At 60.6% G+C, this 19,577-nt stretch carries 13 protein-coding genes and 1 pseudogene; 5 read left to right on the top strand and 9 right to left on the bottom strand.

Annotated features, from left to right (window positions below):
• Nucleotides 1–325 precede the first annotated feature (325 nt).
• Together rsmG and H5P28_RS08850 are read right to left on the bottom strand one after the other, a co-directional pair.
• Complete coding sequence (gene rsmG, locus H5P28_RS08855) at nucleotides 326–997, bottom strand: 16S rRNA (guanine(527)-N(7))-methyltransferase RsmG (protein ID WP_185675348.1); 672 nt, start codon at nucleotides 995–997, stop codon at nucleotides 326–328.
• Nucleotides 998–1,009: 12 nt separating this feature from the next.
• On the bottom strand, nucleotides 1,010–2,689 hold the full coding sequence (locus tag H5P28_RS08850; protein WP_185675347.1) for a tetratricopeptide repeat protein: 1,680 nt from the start codon (nucleotides 2,687–2,689) through the stop codon (nucleotides 1,010–1,012).
• Nucleotides 2,690–2,809: 120 nt separating this feature from the next.
• On the opposite strand from H5P28_RS08850, the pseudogene metH reads away from it, so the two are divergent.
• Nucleotides 2,810–6,634: pseudogene (gene metH, locus H5P28_RS08845) on the top strand (methionine synthase).
• 2 nt (nucleotides 6,635–6,636) lie between these two features.
• Here the strand turns inward: metH and H5P28_RS08840 are convergent.
• The gene (locus H5P28_RS08840) at nucleotides 6,637–7,113 is read right to left on the bottom strand and encodes a peroxiredoxin (RefSeq protein WP_185675346.1); all 477 of its coding nucleotides are present in this window, start codon (nucleotides 7,111–7,113) and stop codon (nucleotides 6,637–6,639) included.
• A 137-nt stretch (nucleotides 7,114–7,250) separates the two neighbouring features.
• Here H5P28_RS08840 and H5P28_RS08835 point away from each other — a divergent pair, with 137 nt between their 5' ends.
• A complete protein-coding gene (locus H5P28_RS08835) occupies nucleotides 7,251–7,700 on the top strand; it encodes a hypothetical protein (RefSeq protein WP_185675345.1) in 450 nt (149 codons plus the stop codon).
• A 40-nt stretch (nucleotides 7,701–7,740) separates the two neighbouring features.
• Here H5P28_RS08835 and H5P28_RS08830 read toward each other — a convergent pair whose 3' ends face one another.
• From H5P28_RS08830 to H5P28_RS08810, 5 genes are all read right to left on the bottom strand, one after another.
• Nucleotides 7,741–8,112 (bottom strand): transcriptional regulator, encoded by a 372-nt coding sequence (locus H5P28_RS08830; RefSeq protein WP_185675344.1) that lies wholly within the window; start codon nucleotides 8,110–8,112, stop codon nucleotides 7,741–7,743.
• Nucleotides 8,105–8,758, bottom strand: a complete 654-nt coding sequence (locus H5P28_RS08825) for a hypothetical protein (RefSeq protein WP_185675343.1) — start codon at nucleotides 8,756–8,758, stop codon at nucleotides 8,105–8,107. The genes H5P28_RS08830 and H5P28_RS08825 overlap by 8 nt, the downstream gene beginning before the upstream one ends.
• Before the next feature lie 22 nt (nucleotides 8,759–8,780).
• Nucleotides 8,781–10,352 carry a DUF4153 domain-containing protein gene (locus tag H5P28_RS08820; RefSeq protein ID WP_185675342.1) on the bottom strand — a complete coding sequence of 524 codons (1,572 nt, stop codon included), beginning with the start codon at nucleotides 10,350–10,352 and terminating at the stop codon, nucleotides 8,781–8,783.
• A gap of 580 nt (nucleotides 10,353–10,932) precedes the next feature.
• Nucleotides 10,933–11,976 carry a PEP-CTERM sorting domain-containing protein gene (locus H5P28_RS08815; RefSeq protein ID WP_185675341.1) on the bottom strand — a complete coding sequence of 348 codons (1,044 nt, stop codon included), beginning with the start codon at nucleotides 11,974–11,976 and terminating at the stop codon, nucleotides 10,933–10,935.
• A 229-nt stretch (nucleotides 11,977–12,205) separates the two neighbouring features.
• Complete coding sequence (locus tag H5P28_RS08810; protein WP_185675340.1) at nucleotides 12,206–15,466, bottom strand: ribonucleoside-diphosphate reductase subunit alpha; 3,261 nt, start codon at nucleotides 15,464–15,466, stop codon at nucleotides 12,206–12,208.
• Between the two features lie 398 nt (nucleotides 15,467–15,864).
• Here H5P28_RS08810 and H5P28_RS08805 point away from each other — a divergent pair, with 398 nt between their 5' ends.
• Complete coding sequence (locus H5P28_RS08805) at nucleotides 15,865–16,569, top strand: PEP-CTERM sorting domain-containing protein (RefSeq protein ID WP_185675339.1); 705 nt, start codon at nucleotides 15,865–15,867, stop codon at nucleotides 16,567–16,569.
• Nucleotides 16,570–16,772: 203 nt separating this feature from the next.
• Here H5P28_RS08805 and H5P28_RS08800 read toward each other — a convergent pair whose 3' ends face one another.
• Nucleotides 16,773–17,864 (bottom strand): ribonucleotide-diphosphate reductase subunit beta, encoded by a 1,092-nt coding sequence (locus tag H5P28_RS08800; protein ID WP_185675338.1) that lies wholly within the window; start codon nucleotides 17,862–17,864, stop codon nucleotides 16,773–16,775.
• 505 nt (nucleotides 17,865–18,369) lie between these two features.
• Here H5P28_RS08800 and H5P28_RS08795 point away from each other — a divergent pair.
• Nucleotides 18,370–18,936, top strand: a complete 567-nt coding sequence (locus H5P28_RS08795) for an RNA polymerase sigma factor (protein WP_185675337.1) — start codon at nucleotides 18,370–18,372, stop codon at nucleotides 18,934–18,936.
• On the top strand, nucleotides 18,933–19,550 hold the full coding sequence (locus H5P28_RS08790) for a hypothetical protein (protein ID WP_185675336.1): 618 nt from the start codon (nucleotides 18,933–18,935) through the stop codon (nucleotides 19,548–19,550). Before H5P28_RS08795 ends, H5P28_RS08790 begins: the two co-directional genes overlap by 4 nt.
• Nucleotides 19,551–19,577: the final 27 nt, after the last annotated feature.

Here is a 19,577-nt window from a genome sequence, read left to right as displayed (position 1 = left end):
CGGCGGTTTCTGTTTTTGACCGCAAAGGCGCAAAGACACAAAGGGAACACAAAGTGGCCGTGCCTTTGCTTTTCTTATGATTACGAGCCCCTTAAAAAGCACTGTAGCCATAATGGCTAAATGGTTAAATGGCCAATGGTTGATTGTTGGATGCGAAACGTAGAAAACAACATTTAGCCATTTGACCTTCCAGTGATGGCTGCGGCTTTATTGAAACCGCTCTAACAGGAAGGCCGCAAAGCGAGGAAGATGTCCCAAGACGTCTCCCTTAACAAAAATCTCTGTGTCCTCTGTGGTTAACTAAAAAAAATCCCCCCCGAAAACCTCAGACCGGTTTCTCCGTCACTTCGCGGTAAAGCTCCTCGGTGCGGAAGTGCAGGATGTATTTGCTCTCGAAATACGGATCGGCCAAGCGCTCCTCCAGGCTGATGGTGCGCGTGAGCCGCGAACGCAGCCCGGCGGCTTCGGCCTGCACGTCGCCCCCGCGCCAGTAGAGCAGCCCGTTGGCCAGCGAGTGCTTGCTGCCCCGATTGAGCAAGGGGCGGATCCAGTTGATGAACGCAGCCAGGTCCGTGACCGCGCGGCCCGTCACAAAGTCGAACTTGCTCTTCATCGTCTCGACGCGACAGTTGCGCACTTCGACGTTTTTGAGGTCAAGCCGGGCGGCGATATCCTCGACCACGCGGATTTTCTTGCCCACGGAATCCACCAGCGTAAAGCGCGCCTGCGGGTAGCAGATGGCCATGGGAATGCCGGGCAGACCGCCGCCAGTGCCCACGTCGATTACGCGAGCGCCGTTCATGAGCTTCAGGTCGGTGGTCACGGCCAGACAGGGCGCGAGGTGGTGGATCTCTAGCTGGTCGATATCCTTGCGCGAGACGAGGTTGACGCGTTCGTTCCACTCGCGCATCAGTTCCGCCCAACGGGCAAGTTTCTCCCAGGATTCCGCCGGGACGGCGGGCAGGCGCTCCTGCAATTGCTCCCATACACTCGACATATGGCGCGCAGGCTAGTCGTCTTTGGGCAGCGGACGCGACTCCAAAACCAACCGCCGTTCATCCGGCAACAAGTTTGCCATATCTTCCCCGGCCAGCACCTCGTCGGAGGCCGCCTTGTCATCGAGTAGCCGGTAGGCAAGCGCCTTTACCAGTCGGGCGCGCACGCCGGGTTCCTTCAGGGGCTCCAGGGTTTTCAGGGCGGCAGTCGGGTCTTTGGACAAGCACTGGGCCAGCGCCCAGGTCACCCGAAATTCCGGGTCGGTCGGATCTGAGCTGAAGTTCAGCTTCGCGATCTGCTCGGAGCCGCGCCGGTCCACATTGAGCACGAGCGTGATCCAGGCATATTCGTCCGCGATCTCGCGGTCCTGCGGGAAGTTCGCCCGCTCCTCCTGCAAGAGCTTGAGCATCCCGAGCGAATCCCGTTCCGCCGAGCGCATGGCGTAAAGCTGCCGGTACGCCTCACGATCCCACGGATCGTCACGGATAATTTCCTGCAGGATGGCGGCCCGTTCGGCCGGAAAGTCCAGCCGCTCGGTCACCGGGAGGATCTCCCGCAACTGCGGCAGCGTGGCCACCGCCAGCCAACGGGTGAAGGACGGGTTCGGAAAGTCGCGGGCCTTCTCCCGGTCCAGCGTGCTGACCAACGGCGGGAGCAGCGAAGCGAAACCCTCGGCCCCGGTCCAGGCCACCCCGGCGTTGTAGCGGCGCAGGGCTTTGAGCTGGTCGGTCAGGATCATGGCCTCGACCACGCGGTTGGCCACGGGGGGACGTTTCAGGTTCCCCATGCTCGCCCCCTCCTCCGTCGCCATGCGGATGATCGTGTCGTACTCCTCATGAGCGAGCAGCCAGTCAAAAATCGCGGTCAGACTCTCGTTGTCGCGCTGCTCCCGGTCCAGCAGGAGAGCCAGCTTTTTCTCAAAAAGTTCGCGGTCAATTTGGTAAAACGCGTCCAGCGCCAGCAAGCGCAGTTCAACATCGTCGTAGCCCAGTTCCCAGATGTGCTCGGCAGATGCCTGCAGAGCCGCCTGATCCCCCGCCTGCGCCTCGATCGCCAGCAGGAGAGCCGCCGCCTGCGTCCGGACTTCGGGCCGGTCGAGGAGCTTTGCCAGCCGGGCTTGCGTGGGGGCCAATTCTGCCACCGGGAGCGACTGCGCCTCCGCCAGTGAAAGCCCCAGGCCGGTTTCGACATCCTCCGGGTCACGCTGGTAAGCCTCCCGCAGGTAACGCAGTTGGGCAGCGGTATCGCCCGCCGAACCGGCCAGATTCGCCCCCAGCCGTGAGAACCCGGCAGTCGGGGCCAGCGGACTCTTCCCGCCAGCCATTTGCTCGTAAACTTCGATTGCCTCCGAGGTGCGTTCATAGCGGACCAGCGCTGCCAGCCACGCCGTCAGCGCCTCCTGGTCAGCAGGCTGAAGCTCACTCAGGCGACGATAGGCATTGAGACACGCCGGGTCGTCAACCGCGTCCAGCAACCGGGCCTGCGTCGCCAGTGCCTCCAGATTGTTGGGAGCGAGCGCGAGGGCCTCACGCAACCGGTCAATCATCCAGTCCCTGTGCCCGGCCTCATAATCCACCTGTGCCTGTCGCAGCAAATCGGCCTGCTGTTCCCCTTTATACCAGCCCAGGATCGACCACAGCCCCGCCACAATCACGGCCAGGATCACGATGGTGATGATCAACTTCTTACGCATCCGGCCTTGAACATGGGCACAAGCGGCGCACACTTCAAGCCCACTCGGCATGCACATAAAAATCTCAACTCGGGCTTGCCATGCATCAATCCATCCGGATATGTTGATGCGAACTCAGGCATGAAAACATCTTCTCACGACAAACCGCTGTCGGCGCGTGGCCAACAGCTTCTTGATCTTTTGCAGCAGCGCATCGTCTTCCTCGACGGGGCCATGGGCACCATGATCCAGCAGCACAAGCTCACGGAGGAAGACTTCCGTGGGGACAAGTTCAAGGACGCCGAAAAGCCCCTCAAGGGCAACAACGACCTGCTCGTCTTCACCCGGCCCGACGTCATCGCCGGCATCCACCGCGCCTTCCTGGAGGCAGGCTCCGACATCATCGAGTCGAACACTTTCTCCGCCACCTCCATCGCCCAGGCCGACTACGGGCTCGAGCACATCGTTTACGACCTGAACAAGACCGCAGTCGAGCTGGCCCGCAAAACCATCGACGAGTTTGTGGCCGAGCACCCGGAGCGCACCTGCTTCGTGGCCGGGTCTATCGGCCCGACCAACCGCACCTGCTCGCTCTCGCCCGATGTCGAGCGCCCGGAGTTCCGCAACGTCACCTTCGACGGCCTCGTGGCGACCTACACCGAGCAGATCCGCGGCCTCGTGGACGGCGGGGCCGACCTCCTGCTGGTAGAAACCATCTTCGACACCCTCAACGCCAAGGCCGCCCTCTTTGCCATCGAGCAATTCTTCGACACCCGCGAAGAGCGGCTGCCCGTCATGATCTCGGTCACCATCACCGACCAGTCGGGCCGCACTCTCTCGGGGCAGACGGTGGAGGCGTTCTGGCACTCCATCCGGCACGCCGCGCCGCTCTCGGTCGGCATCAACTGTGCACTCGGGGCCGACCTCATGCGCCCGTACATGAAGGAGCTTTCCTCGCTGGCCGACTGCTACACCTCCTGCTACCCCAACGCCGGTCTGCCCAACCCGCTCGCCCCCACCGGCTACGACGAAACACCCGAGAGCATTTCCGCCGCCCTGGGCGAATACGCCTCCAGCGGTTTCATCAACATCGTGGGCGGCTGCTGCGGAACCACGCCCGCGCACATCGCCGCCGTGGTCAAGGAAGCCTCGAAATACCCGCCGCGCAAGGTCCCGAGCTTCGCCCCGCACCTGCGCCTCTCCGGCCTCGAAGGTCTTACCATCGACTGAGCCCGGCGCTTCCCGCCCGCAATCCGTTAAAATAATTTCCTCCACCACCCGATGAGCACCAGCAACGCCCAGCGTTTTTTCATTATCGGCGAGCGCACCAACGTCACCGGCTCGCCCCGTTTCCGCAAACTCATTAAAGAAGACAAGTTCGACGAGGCCGTCGAAGTCGCCCGCCAGCAGGTCGAGAACGGCGCGAACATCCTCGACGTGAACTTCGACGAGGGCCTGCTCGACAGCGAGGCCTGCATGCAGCGCTTTCTCAATCTCCTGGCCGGCGAGCCCGACATCTCGCGCATCCCGGTCATGATCGACTCCTCCAAGTGGTCCGTCATCGAGACCGGCCTCAAGTGCATCCAGGGCAAGGGCATCGTCAACTCCATCAGCCTGAAGGAAGGCGAAGAGGTTTTCAAGGAGCGCGCCAAGCTCTGCCACCGCTACGGCGCGGCCATCGTCGTGATGGCCTTCGACGAGCAGGGCCAGGCCGCCACGCGTGAGGAAAAAGTCCGCATCTGCCAGCGCGCCTACAAGATACTCACCGAGGATGTCGGCTTCCCGGCTGAGGACATCATTTTCGACCCGAACATCCTCACCGTCGCCACCGGCATGGATGAGCACAACAACTACGCGGTCGATTTCATTGAGGCTGTGCGCGAGATCAAGGCTACCTGCCCCCTCGCCAAAACCAGCGGCGGCGTCAGTAACATTTCCTTCTCCTTCCGGGGTAACAACCGCGTCCGCGAGGCCATGCATGCGGCCTTCCTCTACCACGCGGTCGATGCGGGGCTGGACATGGGCATCGTCAACGCCGGAATGATCGAGGTCTATGACCAGGTGGACAAGGAACTGCTCACCTACGTCGAGGACGTGCTCCTGAACCGACGCTCCGACGCCACCGAGCGTCTCATTGAGTACGCCGAACAATTCAAGGGCCAAAAGGGCAAGGACGACGCCAGCACCCATCAGGCCTGGCGTGACGGCACGGTCGAGGAGCGCCTCTCCCACGCGCTGGTCAAGGGCATCGGCGACTTCGTGGAGGAGGACACCGAGGAGGCCCGTCAGAAGTACGGCCGCCCGCTCCACGTCATCGAGGGGCCGCTCATGGACGGCATGAAGGTCGTCGGCGTGCTCTTCGGCGAGGGCAAGATGTTTCTGCCGCAGGTGGTCAAGAGCGCCCGCGTGATGAAGCGCGCTGTCGCCTACCTGACCCCCTACATGGAGGCTGAGAAGGCCGACGGCGAGTCCAGCTCGGCGGGCACCTTTGTCATCGCCACGGTCAAGGGCGACGTGCACGACATCGGCAAAAACATCGTCAGCGTCGTGCTCGGGTGCAACAGTTGGAAAGTCATCGACCTGGGAGTCATGGTTTCCTGTGACAAGATTCTCGAAGCCGCCAAAAAGGAAAAAGCCGATATCATCGGCATGTCCGGGCTCATCACGCCCTCGCTCGACGAGATGATCCACAACGCGCAGGAAATGCAGCGCCAGGGCTTCACCGTGCCGCTGCTCGTGGGCGGGGCCACCACCAGCAAGGCCCACACCGCGATCAAGATCGCCCCTCACTACGAGAAACCCGTCGTGCAGGTGCCCGACGCCTCGCTCGTGGTCGGCATCTGCAACCAGCTCAAGAGCGCCAAGACCCGCGACACCTTTATCGCCGACCTCAACGCCGAACACGAAAAGCACCGCGCCCGCTTTGCCAAGAGCGCCGAGCGCACGAAGCTGCTTTCCATTGAGGAAGCCCGCGCCCACCCCGAGCAAACCGACTGGGCCACGGTGGACATCCCCCAACCGCCTCGCACCGGGCTGACCACGCACGAGCTTCCGCTGGAGCGCGTGGCCGAGTACATCGACTGGTCCCCCTTCTTCTGGTCCTGGCAGCTCAAAGGCGTCTTCCCCGCCATCCTTGAGCACAAGACCTACGGCGAACAGGCCCGCATCATTTACGCCGAGGCGCAAAAGCTCCTCGCCGACATCATCTCGAACCAGCGCTTCCACTGCCGCGGCGTGACCGGCTTCTGGCCCGCTCAGAGCAACGGAGACGACGTAGTGATTTTCCATGACAGCGACAGCAAGACTCCGCTAAAAACCCTCCACTTCCTGCGCCAGCAGAAGGAAAAAGTCGGCGAAAGCCAGACCTGCCTCTGCCTGTCTGACTTCGTCGCGCCGCAAAGCTCGGGCCGCATGGACAGCGTAGGGGCGTTCGCGGTGACAGCGGGCTTCGAGGTCGAGCAGTACGCGAAGACCTTTCAGGACAAAAAGGACGACTACACCGCTATCATGATCAAGGCCATCGGCGACCGCATCGCCGAAGCCGCCGCCGAGTACCTGCACAAACTCGTCCGCGATGAGCTTGGCTACGGGCTTGAGGAAGGCTTCAGCGCCGCCGACTCGCTGCCTGCCGACCCCGGCACGGTCAATCCCTATGTCGCCTGGATGACCAAGGAACAATACCGGGGCATTCGCCCCGCCGCCGGTTATCCCTCCTGCCCCGATCACACGGAGAAGGACACCCTCTGGGAACTCCTCGACGCCGAGGTCCGCACCGGCATCCAGCTCACCGAAAACAAGGCCATGAACCCGCCCAGTTCGGTCAGCGGCCTGTACTTCTCGCACCCGCAGGCCCGCTACTTCAACGCCGGCCCTATCGGCCGCGACCAACTCGCGGACTACGCCGCCCGTAAGGGCCGCCCTGTCGAAGAGATGGCCAAGTGGCTCGACTACGTGCTGGCGCAGTAGCCCTACCCGATCCGCGCGATGAGCGCCTTCAACTCCTCGGCGTGAGCCTTGGTGTTGATCTTTTCGATCACGCCCAGCACGGTGCCGTCCGCTTCCACGAGCAGCGCGCAGCGGGCCGGGCCAGTGAACTTGCGCCCGTACATCGACTTCTCGACCAGCGCATCCGCCGCTGTGGCGATTTTGTATTCAGGATCGGATACAAGGGCGAAACCGATTCCCTGCTTCTGCGCGTATTTCTGATGCGAACCGCAGGTATCCTTGCTCACCGCGATGATGTCCCAGCCTAGCTGGTCGAAGTCCTCCACCGTCTGTGCCAGCGCGTGCGTTTGCAGGTCGCAGCCGCCGGTGTTGTTTTTCATGTAGATAGAGATGATCGTCCGCCGTTTGAGCAGGTCCGAGAGCTTGCAGGCACGGGTCTCGCCATTGATAACGGCCTGGAGTTCGAGGTCGGTGTCGAGTTTATCGCCGGGTTTAATCATAGGGGGGAAACGAATTCAAAGTTAGGGCGTTTGTGGGTTTGAAAGTCGCCCGCGAGCGTCTATAGTCGAGGCCAATCTTTCTTGCGCTAAACCCTAGCACCGCACCCGCGACGCAGACAAGCCCTCTCCACCCGCTTATGAAAAACCTGGCTCAAGCCCGCGCCAACGCCACCGGCCACGCCTACATGCAGTGGCTCGACGCCCTTTCCGAAGGCCGCAGCCTCCAGGACGAAGCCCGCCTTGGCGAGCGTTCCTTCCGCCAACTGGCCGAAGCCTGCGAAAGCCCCCGGCAGTTTGCCATGCTGGTCGAGGCCCTCGACCAGCACGCCAAGGAAAACCCGGATGACGCCAACGGCTTCACCCGGCTGGCCGAGCAGGTCAACGACTCCCCCTACGATCTGGGCGAATGGGTCGAGGCGCTGGAATACTTCTATGATTGGCTGGAGCAGAACCAGCGCACGGGCGCGTTCAGCACCATGCTCGGTTACCTCGGATGCAGCGTGGAGAGCCTCCCCTCCCTGGCGGAAAAGCCGCCCCTACGCGACCTCGTCTCGGACATGCTCGACGAGTACGGCTTCCAGGGTTAAAGACGTGCGTGATCGTACACACGCACGGTACACAGCTTCTTTACGCAGGCCGGGGATTCGCCCCGGAAACATGTCCCAGGTTAACCGGCCTTCCCGCCGACTGGGCCGCCTGCACCAGCGCGGCTTCCAGCGAGTCCAGATAGGCGATGAATTTTTTTCGCCCGGCAGCAGTCATGATGACCATGGTACGCGCCCGCCCCTCGCCGGTGATTTTTTTCAAGCGCACGATACTCTCCTCTTCCAACACCTTGAGGTGACGGTTGAGGTTACCGTCCGTCAGTTCGCAGCTCTCCTTGAGTTCGGCGAAGCTCACGCCCTCGGGCTCTGAGGCCACGGTAGAGAGGATCGCGAGCCGCTTGGGCTCGTGCATGCTGCGCTCGAGATTGTCGATCGGATTGGTGGATCTAGCCATCGTGACGTTGAGGGGGATTGGGCAGGCCAAAGAAAGCCCACACGCTGTTGGTGCGTTCGTCGAAATGCAGGACAAGCCCGCCGAACCACTCGCCCACGAAAAATACGCCCCCCATCACCAGCGGTTGATGGAAGCCGATGGCGGGGTGCAGCAGGCACACGGCCCCGGCCAGCAGGTAGTACGCGCCGACCCAGACAATGTTGCGCGGGAGAATTCGGCGGGAGGTGAAGTTAACCAGGCCGTAGAGGGTCATCCACAGGCCGAACAAAAGATCTAGCTGCCCCTCACGCACCAGCGCCACCGTAAGCGCCGCCCCGGCTGCGAGGACAGGCATCGCCTCCAGGGCCGGTTTCAACCGGCGCCAGTCGCGCTCGACCTCGGGGTCATAAAGAAACCAGTACACGAGCGCCCCGAAGTTGAGCGCCAACGCCGCCAGCAGGACAAGTCCCCATCCCAACAGGCTGACGCGTGGCGTGTCGGGTAAAAAACCGCCAGCCAGCAGCAGCCCCATCACCAGCGCCACGCAGCCGCCCAGCGCGCGCGCGCGCCCGGAGTAGCCCTTGAAACGCTGCTTCTCCAGGATGCGCTGCCGCAGTTCGCGCACTTCGCGCAGGGCCTGGTGGATCGGGTGTTGCATAGGGTTCATGATGACAACGCGCGCACTTTTCTCAATTCAAATTCTCCTCGCGATACGCCTCTAACAACGATGCGAGTTGAGCGCGGTGCAGTGTCCACGACTGCCAGTCAGCCAGCAGCCACCACGCGTCATAACTTTTAAACTCGTCCCCGAAACGGAGTTCGTTTTGCGCGTCGCTCACGGCCTCGACCTCCAAGCCGCTCTCGGCCACCCGGATCAGCAACGGAATCATCTCCACGCCCAGCACACCTTCCAGGTCGGATTGCACAATGTTTACCTCGGGATTTTCCAACCACTTTCGGTAATCGCAATCCGCCACCAAGCGCGGCACATTGACGAACTGCAAGAGGTAGAACAGGACAAAGACCGCCAGCACGTTGCCAAGCAAGAGTTGTTTCAGGCTCCGTCGGAAGAAAATATGCCGCGTCAACAGCCCGTACCCGGCTACCACCAGTATCAGAAAAACCACTACATAAACACGCCTTGGCGTCAGGTAGGTATAGGCATCGATATAGAGCGCAAGACGCAGCACCACGCCCAGTACGAGAAACAAATTTTGCCCGATCCACACCAGCGCGAGCCCCTTCAGCCACCGCGAATGTGAAACCGAGGCGTCCTGTTGAAAGATCAGAGTCATTACAACCGCCGAAAGCAGTACCGCGAAGATCAGGCTCCACACGCCACTGTGCAGGTAGCTCGCATAACCCACACCTTCTGGCAACCGTCCATCCAGCCACAGCACGAAGACATCGAGGCTGTTAACGAGAAGAAAAATCACGTTCACGGCAGCAAAGGCGAGCAGCGACCTCAGCCGGGCCAGCTGCGGATCCTTCACTTCAAAAGACGGCACCTCCTGTCGGCAGCGCGCGCCCGTCCACTTGCCCGCGCGCGGCAGCAGCAGCACGAGCGCCGCCGTTGCCAGCGCTCCCCAGAAAAGAATCTGCACAAACCCCGGCATTGGAATGTCCCACTCTGCCCGGATAAGCCATGTGTATAATTTTTCGAATACGTTTTTCAGGACGGCGTTCCCCGAGACAAGAAGGCCCCCAAACCCTGCCGCCAGCAAAAGCGCCAGCCATGAGGCGTTCCAGACGCGGGCAACCTGGCCTCCAATCCGTCCACCCCCATCCGCCATACGGCAATAGAGACTGCGGATGAAAACCACCCACGCGGCCACAAACTCCACTGCCGCCACACAAACCCGCAACCACCGCAGCCAAACCGGCTTCAATCCCGGTAAACCTGTATCCCCGGCCAGGACCAGTAGAAGTCCCCAAGAGACAAGCGCGTTGCTCATGCTGGGCCGGATTGCCGTTTGCACAGCGGCGAGCACCAGCAGCGTCAGCATCACCGCGTGGCGCGGCGAGGATTTCAGACCGGGGCGATTAAGCAAAATAGCTCCCCCCAGACACAGCGCGTAGAGGCCGGAGCCAGCCCCAGGCAATTGCTCCCACAGCAGCCAGTTTCCCAGTGCCACAAGCCCGACCAGAAAAAACGCCATACGCGCCGCACCTGCTACCGGCTCGAAGCGTCGCAGCGGCACTTCAGCCAGGAGGGGGAGCGCTGACGGTACCGGCTGTTTGATCGGAGTACGGTTATCCATGACGGTACCCTCCGGGACGACACAGTTGAATCCGGTAAACACAGGACTGCTCCTCGTCGCAGATTAGCAAGTCAGCCCGGGCAATCTCTCCGGCTATTCTCCGCAGTTTGCGCAGACGCCAGCTGATCCGGTCTCCCGGGGTGACATCTCCGAGGCGGAGGAGGAACCGTCCCCACTCGCTCCGACTCCACAGCCCGGCCAATTCAAGCACTTCAGCCGCATCCCCCTCGTAGGGAAATCCGTTTCTCCATTCCGCTCCCTTCGTTGCGATCATCCGCCGAAGGCGAACGCACCGCACCAGCATCCCGCTTGGCGACAAAAAGCGTTCCTCCCATGCGCCGCAGCGGCGCGACTCCCCTACACACAACGTTTTTATAGTCGCCATGCGCAAATACTTTGCATCGCAAACCAAGAAGTCAATACAATAACTTTCTATTGCAAAGTTAGTTTCTCCAATCGCAAATACCAGGCTTCAGGACCGGATCAACTAAACGAAAAAGGCCCTGAAAACAGCGAGGGGCAGGAATCACTCCCTGCCCCTCGGCAATCCTGATCAAACTTACAAGTCAACCAACCGGTTCTAGCGGCGACGACGGCGCTGCAGGAAAACCAGCAACGCAGCCAGCCCGCCGACCATAAGGGCAGTCGAAGCCGGCTCGGGGATTGAAATATTATCAATACGCACCTGCTTCAGAACATCATCAATGACGTAGGTTCCCGTGATACTTCCCCACGTATAGGTCTCGCCGGAAGTGTAGCCGTCAAAGGTACCCGTGATTGTTTGTGAGGTATCGGTCTCAAGCAGGATGATCGAGCTGGGGAGCACGCCTACGCCGCTCAGTACCTCGAGCGCCAGTTCGCCAGCGAGAGTGACATTACCGGTTGCGGTGATTTTAGTGACACCTTCATCGGCCAGCGCATAGGTGATCTTCGAGTTATCCAAAACAATATCTCCGTTCACTGTTACCGTAGCCAACGCACCACTGATCAGGATCTCACCATAGGTAGCTACGGAATAATTGGTCGTAAGCCCCACGCTCAGCACACTGGCAGTCAGCGACCCATCGTATATATTAAGAAACCCTTCACTATAATAGTAATTTCCATTTGATCGCCCCAGCATAAGCGTTCTTGTCGTCACAGTCCCACTATATAGGTTGAGCGTACCGCTTCCACTGTCGGATGAATTACTATTCTGACCAAGCCAGATATCTTTGTTTACGCTAGCACCGCCGGCGTTGATCGTTCCCCCATTTACATTCACAGTACCGATACCACGATTCCCCACGGTAAGATGGGAGCCAACCGTGACGAGCGCTCCTCCAGTATTGACGTTCAATGTACCTACGGTCGAATTATTAGAAGTGGTACCTACGGTGGCACCATTTACCGTCACGGTATAGGACCCGATCGTGGCAGTGAGGTCATTCTTAATAACAGCAGTATCAAGATCGGACGGGAGTACACCGCCAACCCAGTTACCAGGAACTGACCAGTCACCACTGGTCCCCAAGTCGATATTCGCACCATACGCGGGGGCAAGGCTGAGGCTGGCCAGCAGACCGGCGGCCGCAAACCAGGAGCGTGAAACAGAAAAAGGACGTGTGTTAGCAGGGATTTTCATTGGGCATGCGATGGGGTGAGGGTTGTTGGGGCTTCGGGTTTAACACTGAATACAGCGTCAACATTATAGCACGATTCCAGAACTCGGCATGTCACGTATGCACGTGACACGGCCCGGCGAGTGGACACAAAAAAGGCGGCCCTTGCTGAAGGGGCCGCCCGAAGTGTTTCAGTCAGTTTGTCAGTCTGCGTATCTACCTCTGCTTGGGAAAACTGTCCACCACCGGGTGTTACTGGCAGGCTTCGCACTCCTCGCCGTTGCGCATGGCCTCCAGCGAGCAGGCGCGCTTCTCCTCCTCGGAGTAGGTGCGCTTGCCCTCGGCCTGGGTGCCGGTCGCGCCGCGATTTTCCTTCTTCACCGAGACAGTGGACTTCTCGATGTTGGAGGCCTGCTGCGTGCGCAGGTAGTAGGTGGTCTTGAGGCCCTTGTGCCAGGCGTCGCGGTACATGTGCGAGAGGGCCTTCAGGTCGGGCTTGCTCAGGAAGAGGTTCACGCTCTGCGCCTGGTCGATCCACTTCTGACGACGGGCCGCCGCGTCGATGAACCACTGGTAATCGATGCCGAAGGCGGTGGCGTACTTGGCGCGGATGTCCTCGGGGATGCCCTCGATGTTGTCCAGCTCGCCGTCGAAGTACTTGAGCTGATCGATCATATCCTGGTCCCACAGGTTGAGGGCCTTGAGGTCCTTGACCAGCGCCGGATTGAGTACGATGAAGTCGCCGCCCAGGTTGCTCTTGACGTAGAGGTTCTTGTAGTAGGGCTCGATGCAGGGGCTGGTGCCCATGATGTTCGAGATGGTCGCGGTCGGGGCGATGGCGAGGACATTGCTGTTGCGCATGCCCTGCTTCTGGATCTTGGAGCGCAGGGAGTCCCAGTCCATGCGGGCGGTACGGGGCACATCGATGCGCTGGCCACGCTCCTGCTCCAGCAGGTCGAGCGTGTCCTGCGGCATGAGGCCGCGATCCCACTTCGAGCCCTTGAAGGTGGAGTAGCTGCCGCGCTCGGCGGCCAGGTCACTCGACGCCTCATAGGCGTAGTAAGCGATGGCCTCCATGAACTCGTCGTTGAACTCGACCGCCTCCTGGCTGGCGAAGGAAACACCGCGCTTATAGAGGGCGTTTTGCAGGCCCATGACCCCGAGACCGACGGGGCGGTGGCGCGAATTGGCGTTCTTGGCCGGGCCGGTCGGGTAGAAGTTGATGTCGATCACGTTGTCGAGCGCGCGAACGGCGATGCGGACGGTTTCGCGGAGCTTTTCCAGGTCGAGCTGACCGTCGCGGTCGAGGTGCGAGTCGAGGATGACCGAGCCGAGGTTACAGACGGCGGTCTCGTCGGGACCGGTGTTGAGCGTGATCTCGGTGCAGAGGTTGGAGCTGTGAATGACCCCGGCGTGGTCCTGCGGGCTGCGGACATTGCACGGGTCCTTAAAGGTAATCCACGGGTGGCCCGTCTCGAAGAGCATGCGCAGCATGGACTTCCACAGGTCGATGGCCTTGACCTTCTGGCCCCAGATTTCGCCCCGGTCGGCGGCGGCCTCGTAAGCTAGATATTTTTCCTCGAAAGCCTTGCCGTAGGACTCGTGCAGATCGGGGGTCTCATTGGCGCGGAAAAGGGTCCAGTCCTCGCGGGCCTCCATGCGCTTCATGAACAGGTCCGGAATCCAGTTCGCGGTGTTCATGTCGTGCGTGCGGCGGCGGTCGTCACCGGTGTTGCGGCGCAGCTCGAGGAAGTCCGTGATGTCGTTGTGCCACGTTTCCAGGTAGGCGCAGCCGGAGCCCCGGCGCTTGCCGCCCTGATTGACGGCCACGAGCTGGTCATTGTGCAGCTTGAGAAACGGAATCACGCCCTGGGATTCGCCGTTGGTGCCCTTGATGTAGCTGCCGGTGCCGCGGACACTCGTCCAGGAGCCGCCGAGACCGCCCGCCCACTTCGAGAGGAAGGCGTTTTCGGCGATACCGCGCACCATGATGCTTTCGATGCTGTCGCTGACCTGGTACAGGTAGCACGAGGAAAGCTGCGAGTGGAGCGTGCCGGAGTTGAACAGCGTCGGCGTGGAGGAGCAAAAGCGGCGGCTTTTATAGAGATTGTAAAGCTGGAGCACCCAATGCTCGCGGTCGTCCTGCTCCTCCCGGAAGAGGCCCATGCTGACGCGCATCCAGAAAAGCTGCGGCGTCTCCAGACGGCGGGCCGGCTTGGTGGTCTTGTCCACCAGCAGGTAGCGGTCGTACATGGTGGAAATGCCGAGGTAGTCGAAGTCCAGGTCGGCCGAGGGATCGAGCGCAACGGCCAGGCGATCGAGGTCGTACTCAAGCAGATCGGGCGAGAGACGCTCAATCTCGACAGCGCGTTTGAGGTAATTCTTGAAATACTGCTGGTGGGCGCGCTGGAGACCTTCGATCCCGTCCTGCAGGATGTCCCAGCCGAGAACTTCTTCATAGATATAGGAAAGCAGGATGCGACCGGCGAAACGCGCGAAGTCGGCGTCCTTCTCCATCAGGGCCTTGGCGTTGAGGATGATCGTGCGCTTGAGGTCCTCGCGGGTCATCTCGGCGTAGAGCGAACGGCGCAGTTCGGCCTCGGTCTCCTCGCGGGACAGGCACAGGTCCAGCCCGATGGAGGCGAACTCGATGCGCTTGCGCAGCTCGGCCGGGTCCCAGAAATAGGAGGAACCGTCCTCGCCCTTGACCATAATCATGGCGTCCTGACGGGAATCCTCGCCATCGCCGTCGAGGGACTCCAGCTCGCGCAGGCGGCGGCGGTGGGCACGATAAAGAATGTAGGACTCGGCCACCTTGTAGTGCCCGGTCTTCATCAGTATCTCCTGCACGAAGTCCTGCACCTCTTCAATATGAACAAAGGCCTGACCGAGCTTGCGGACGCGGGCGGTCACCTCGCGGGCAATGTCAACGGCGGGCGCGGGATCCATCTGGAGCGCCAGGAAGGACTTGCGCACGGCCACTTCGATCTTGTTCGGATCCCAGGGGACAACCTGGCGGTTACGGCGGATGAGGCGCACGGTCATTTCCGGCTCCTCGTCCTCGGCAGCACCGGAGCCGTGGCGCGAGTAGTTGGCCACGAGGCTGCGGGCCACGTCATGGGCGTCGTGCTGGACGAGCGCCGACTCGATGATCTGGTGGATTTCGCGCTGGGTCAGGCTGATGCCAGTCTCGTCGTTGATCTGGCGGGCCAGGCGGTCGGCCACGACATGGGCGACCTTGGCGACGAAGGACTGGTTCTGCTCGGTGAAGATTTTCTCCTCCTGCTCCTGCCGGGAGAGCATGAGGTCGGTCAGGGCGTTACCGATGATTTCGGCCACCTCGGCCACGTCGAAATCCCGCTCCTCGCCGCCGTGCTCGATCTTGACGGCGGGCTGCTTGACGGAGGAGTCGGCCATGACTTCACGCCAATTAAAGCGCGGTTTCTGCTCGGCCGGGGTGGCGGCAAAACGCTTCAGGGCGAGGTCTTCATCGAATGAGAAGTGACGTATCATATGGCAATTTTACAGATAGAAGTTTCTAGAGAAGTGTTTACAGAATTCAAAAACCGGGAACAGCAGAGGGGAGGCAAAGTCCCCTCGCGGGTATGATTGGTGGGGGCAGAACCGATGTATCGTGTGCGCACCGTCGAAAACGGGCGTATTATCGCCAAACGGCGGGACAAAACAACGGCAAGTTGTTGATACTTATCCCCAAGCCTGTCAGTGAGAGCGAGCACTAGATATGCCAACGGGCTGATGCCTCATACACAATATTTAGTGAACAAATCTGTCAAACCGTTTTTAGTCAAAAATTCTTAACTTTCTGTTCACAACGGCTAATAGCCCACCGCGCACAGATGAGAGAACACTCTCGACAAATGCCAGGCTTTTCCCCTATATAACACGCACTTATGGGGAAATTTGTTGCTGTGCTCACCATTGCCGCCTGTGGGCTGGCCGCCAACGCCAACGCGCAAAACCTGCTCGCGTACTGGAACATGGACGATCCAGACGTCACAACGAAGCTGGCCATCAACGAGGGCAGCCAAAAGGGCACCGAGGAAAATCCGACCACCATCGTCATGGCGATTGATCCGCTTGGCTTCTGGAACACGGTTACCAGCGTCCCCGGCACGACGGAAAACCTCATCCCCCCCGCGAACGTTCCCAACAACGCCATCTCGACCGGGTCGTTTGTCTCCTCCGGGGTCACGAACACGCTCACCATCACCGGCATCAACATGAGCGGCCTGAGCGACCTGACCTTTTCCTTCGCCTCTTATTCCAACGCATTCATCTCCTGGGGTGAGCGCATGCACATCCGCTACTGGGTGGACGACGGAAACGGCTGGCAGGATCTGACTCCGCTTGCTTACGATGGCATCGAAGATTCAACGGCAAACACCTGGACGACCTCGAGCTTTACCCTGCCCGACACGGTGGATAACAAGGCCAGCGTCGGCGTCCAGATCGCCTTCACCAGTATCTTCGAATTCGCCAGCCACGTGGACTTCGACAATATCCAGCTCAACGCCGTCCCCGAACCGGGCACCTGGGCGCTGCTGGCCGGGCTAGGTGCCATCGGGCTGCTGGTTATCCGCCGCCGGCTCCGGTAAGGCCGGGACTTCGCTTAAGAAGTCATCCTTCCCCTCTCCTTTAAAAACAGTCAGGCCGGGCAATTGCCCGGCCTGACTTGTTTATGGCTAGAGTACTTTCGCGCTCGGAAACACCGGCTCCACTGCGGTGCCAGAGAAAGATTGGCATGCTTTCCTATGCTGGACCCGGCGAGTGTTGTCGAGGCCGCGCCTGACGTGTCGGCTCAGAGGTCGTCATCATCGACCGACTCCAGCGCGGAAGCCTTCTGGTACTCGGTCACGCGGCCCTCGAAGAAGTTCTGCTCCTTCTTCATGTCGATGGCTTCGGAGAGCCAGGGGAAGGGGTTGGTCACGCCGGGGTTGAGGATCGGCAGGCGGCAACCTTCGAGACGGCGGTCGGCGATGTAGTCGATATACTGCTCGAACTCGTCGGCGGAGAGGCCCAGCGCGTTGACCGGCAGGCAGTCGCGGATGAATTCCTTTTCCAGGGCAATGGCTTCCTTCATCATGTCCACCAGCTCCTGGCGGAATTCCGGGGTCCACATCTCGGGGTTTTCGTCCACCAGCGCGATGAAGAGATTACGCAGCAGCTCAATGTGGTTGGACTCGTCGCGCAGGGTGTAGCGAAACATCTGCCCGATGCCGGGGAACTTGTTCTGGCGGTAGAGCGAGAGCACCATCCCGAACAGCCCGTAGAACTGCGTCCCCTCCATGCACTGGCCGAAGAGGAACATGTTTTTGGCCAGATCCTGCTTGTTGCGGGTCTGGGTCAGGTCGATGTCACGGCGCATCCCGCGGGAATTGGAAACGACGAAGTGGGTCTTTTTTTCAATCGTGGGGATGTCCGCGAACATTGCCTCGCACTCGTGCGGGTTGATCCCGAGCGAGCTGACCATGTAAACGAGCGAGTCGGCGTGGATATTTTCCTCGTGTGCGTGGCGGCCCAGCACGAGCTTCAGTTCGGAGGCGGTGACAAGCTCGCGTACGACGTGGATAATATTGTCGCCGACGATCCCCTCTGCCGCCGAGAAGTACCCGATGGCCATCTTAATGATCCAGCGGTCAATGTCGGAAATCGCCCCGGAGGTATCCCGCCACTGCTCACAGTCCTTCTGCATCGGCACGTCTTCGGGCTCCCAGTGGTTGGCCTTCATGTTCTTGTAGAGGTCGTAGGCCCACTGGTACTTCAGCGGCAGGATGTTGAAAAACATCGTATCCCGGCCATTGACGACCGCCTTGGCCGCGAGCGCCTTTTCGGCTTTGTCTTTGTCGAGGATGAAGGTCTTGTTTCCGATCGTGATCGTGGTCGTTTCCATGCGTTTTGTTCGTAAAATCCGGGTTGGCAGGTGAGAGGAGCAGAGTTATTCGCAACAGCCACAAGGCCGTAACACTGCCCGCGAAGCAATCGGGAAACACCTTGAACAGCCTTACGCGGACTGTCAACAGTCGCCCCTAGATATAGTCTGTTATTAGAAAATTCTTACTAAATATAGATCGTTTCATCGAAATCTCATAACAGCCGCCCACCCCGCCAAGCTCCCTCACACCGGCACGGAATCTCCGGCCAACTTCCCACAAGGGTAAATTATTTTTTCTTATCCACGAGTTATTCACACCCCGTCGAGAGCGGCAGGGGTAAGAACCTTTCTCGCTCCGTAGGGGTGATTGCTGGTCCAGCCGGCCCCCTCAATATCCAGTGCGGCCACGCACCGGGGCCTGCAACTTTTGAGTGAGGCAGGGGTTATATGCAGTGTGAACAATGCAATCGCCAGTCCGCTTCCGGCTTGGCTGCCCGCCCAGACAATGCCTAGTGTATCCGCAATGCCCGCCCACAACGAGCACTGTGACGATCCCGACGCCTCCCTCATGCTGGAAGCCGCCGGCGGGAGCGAGCAGGCCCTGCGCATGCTCATCGAAAAATGGCAGACGCCGCTCATCAATTTCTTTTACCGCTCGCTCGGCTCGGCGGAACAGGCCGAGGACCTGGCTCAAATGGTCTTCATCCGGGTGCACCGGGCGGCGGCCGGCTACGAGCCGAAGGCGAAATTCTCCACCTACCTTTTTCACATCGCCCGCCGGCTGCTGATTAACGAATACCGTCGCCAGTCGCGCAAGCCGCTGGAAGCCGTCGATCCGGCCGACCTCCCGGCCGAGACGCCGGGCCGAGACCGCCTGGCCATGCTTGAGATCGAGGAAGCCTTTGAAAAAGCCCTCGAAACCCTGCCCGAAAACCAGCGCACCGCCATTCTCCTGCTCAAACAGCAGGAGCTCAGTTACGAAGAAATCGCCGCCGCCATGGACGCCACCGAAACCGCCGTCAAAAGCTGGATTCACCGCGCCCGGCAGCGCCTCAAAACCGAACTGAAAGACTTTTACCACGCCTCATGAACGCAGACCACACAGGCAAAGACCCGCTTGAGCGGCTGCTGGGCAGTCAGCCCCTGCGCCCCTCGGCCAATTTTACCGAGAAAACCCTCGCCCGCCTCCGCGCCAGGGACACCGGAACGCTGGCCGAGGACGAGTTCGACCGTCGACTCGACGCCTGGCTGGCCGGGATGCCGCTCAGCCCAACCGATGACTTCACGGAAAAAGTCCTCGCCTCCAGCCCCCGTCCCGCCGCCCGGCGCTTCCTCGGCCTTCCGGCCTGGGCCACGGCCATGGTCGCCGCGCTGGTTATCGGCGGCTTCACCACCGTCGCGCTCCGGCAGGACAACCCGCAGACACCCGCGGTCAAACTGGCGATGGCTGAAAATATCGCCCCGGCCACCAGCACACTCGGCATCGTAAGCAAAACGCCCGCCGCCACTGACAGCCAGACCAGCTCTCCGGTTGACGCGGGCCTGAACGCACCGGACGAATCACCTGATTTCCTTTTCGTGGCGGAGTCCACCAGCACCCCCGGCGACCTCTCGGACCTGATCATGATGCAGGACGCGCTGCTCTCAGTAGCCGTCTTCAGTGACGCCAACATGCTGGCGACCGTCGATATCCTGGTCAACTGACCCCGCCACCGCTCCTTTTCCAAGCAC

This window comes from Ruficoccus amylovorans, from assembly GCF_014230085.1.
Classification (GTDB): domain Bacteria; phylum Verrucomicrobiota; class Verrucomicrobiia; order Opitutales; family Cerasicoccaceae; genus Ruficoccus; species Ruficoccus amylovorans.
The sequence above is the reverse complement of the archived record's forward strand: the minus strand, read 5'-3'. Positions and strand labels throughout refer to the sequence as shown.

Bases quoted from the DNA above. Each gene is read 5' to 3' on its own strand.
- H5P28_RS08825 (WP_185675343.1), bottom strand. From the start codon at position 8,758: ATGAACCCTATGCAACACCCGATCCACCAGGCCCTGCGCGAAGTGCGC.
- rsmG (WP_185675348.1), bottom strand. From the start codon at position 997: ATGTCGAGTGTATGGGAGCAATTGCAGGAGCGCCTGCCCGCCGTCCCG.
- H5P28_RS08830 (WP_185675344.1), bottom strand. From the start codon at position 8,112: ATGGCTAGATCCACCAATCCGATCGACAATCTCGAGCGCAGCATGCAC.
- H5P28_RS08820 (WP_185675342.1), bottom strand. From the start codon at position 10,352: ATGGATAACCGTACTCCGATCAAACAGCCGGTACCGTCAGCGCTCCCC.
- H5P28_RS08790 (WP_185675336.1), top strand. From the start codon at position 18,933: ATGAACGCAGACCACACAGGCAAAGACCCGCTTGAGCGGCTGCTGGGC.
- H5P28_RS08815 (WP_185675341.1), bottom strand. From the start codon at position 11,976: ATGAAAATCCCTGCTAACACACGTCCTTTTTCTGTTTCACGCTCCTGG.
- H5P28_RS08810 (WP_185675340.1), bottom strand. From the start codon at position 15,466: ATGATACGTCACTTCTCATTCGATGAAGACCTCGCCCTGAAGCGTTTT.
- H5P28_RS08800 (WP_185675338.1), bottom strand. From the start codon at position 17,864: ATGGAAACGACCACGATCACGATCGGAAACAAGACCTTCATCCTCGAC.
- H5P28_RS08850 (WP_185675347.1), bottom strand. From the start codon at position 2,689: ATGCGTAAGAAGTTGATCATCACCATCGTGATCCTGGCCGTGATTGTG.
- H5P28_RS08840 (WP_185675346.1), bottom strand. From the start codon at position 7,113: ATGATTAAACCCGGCGATAAACTCGACACCGACCTCGAACTCCAGGCC.
- H5P28_RS08795 (WP_185675337.1), top strand. From the start codon at position 18,370: ATGCCCGCCCACAACGAGCACTGTGACGATCCCGACGCCTCCCTCATG.
- H5P28_RS08835 (WP_185675345.1), top strand. From the start codon at position 7,251: ATGAAAAACCTGGCTCAAGCCCGCGCCAACGCCACCGGCCACGCCTAC.
- H5P28_RS08805 (WP_185675339.1), top strand. From the start codon at position 15,865: ATGGGGAAATTTGTTGCTGTGCTCACCATTGCCGCCTGTGGGCTGGCC.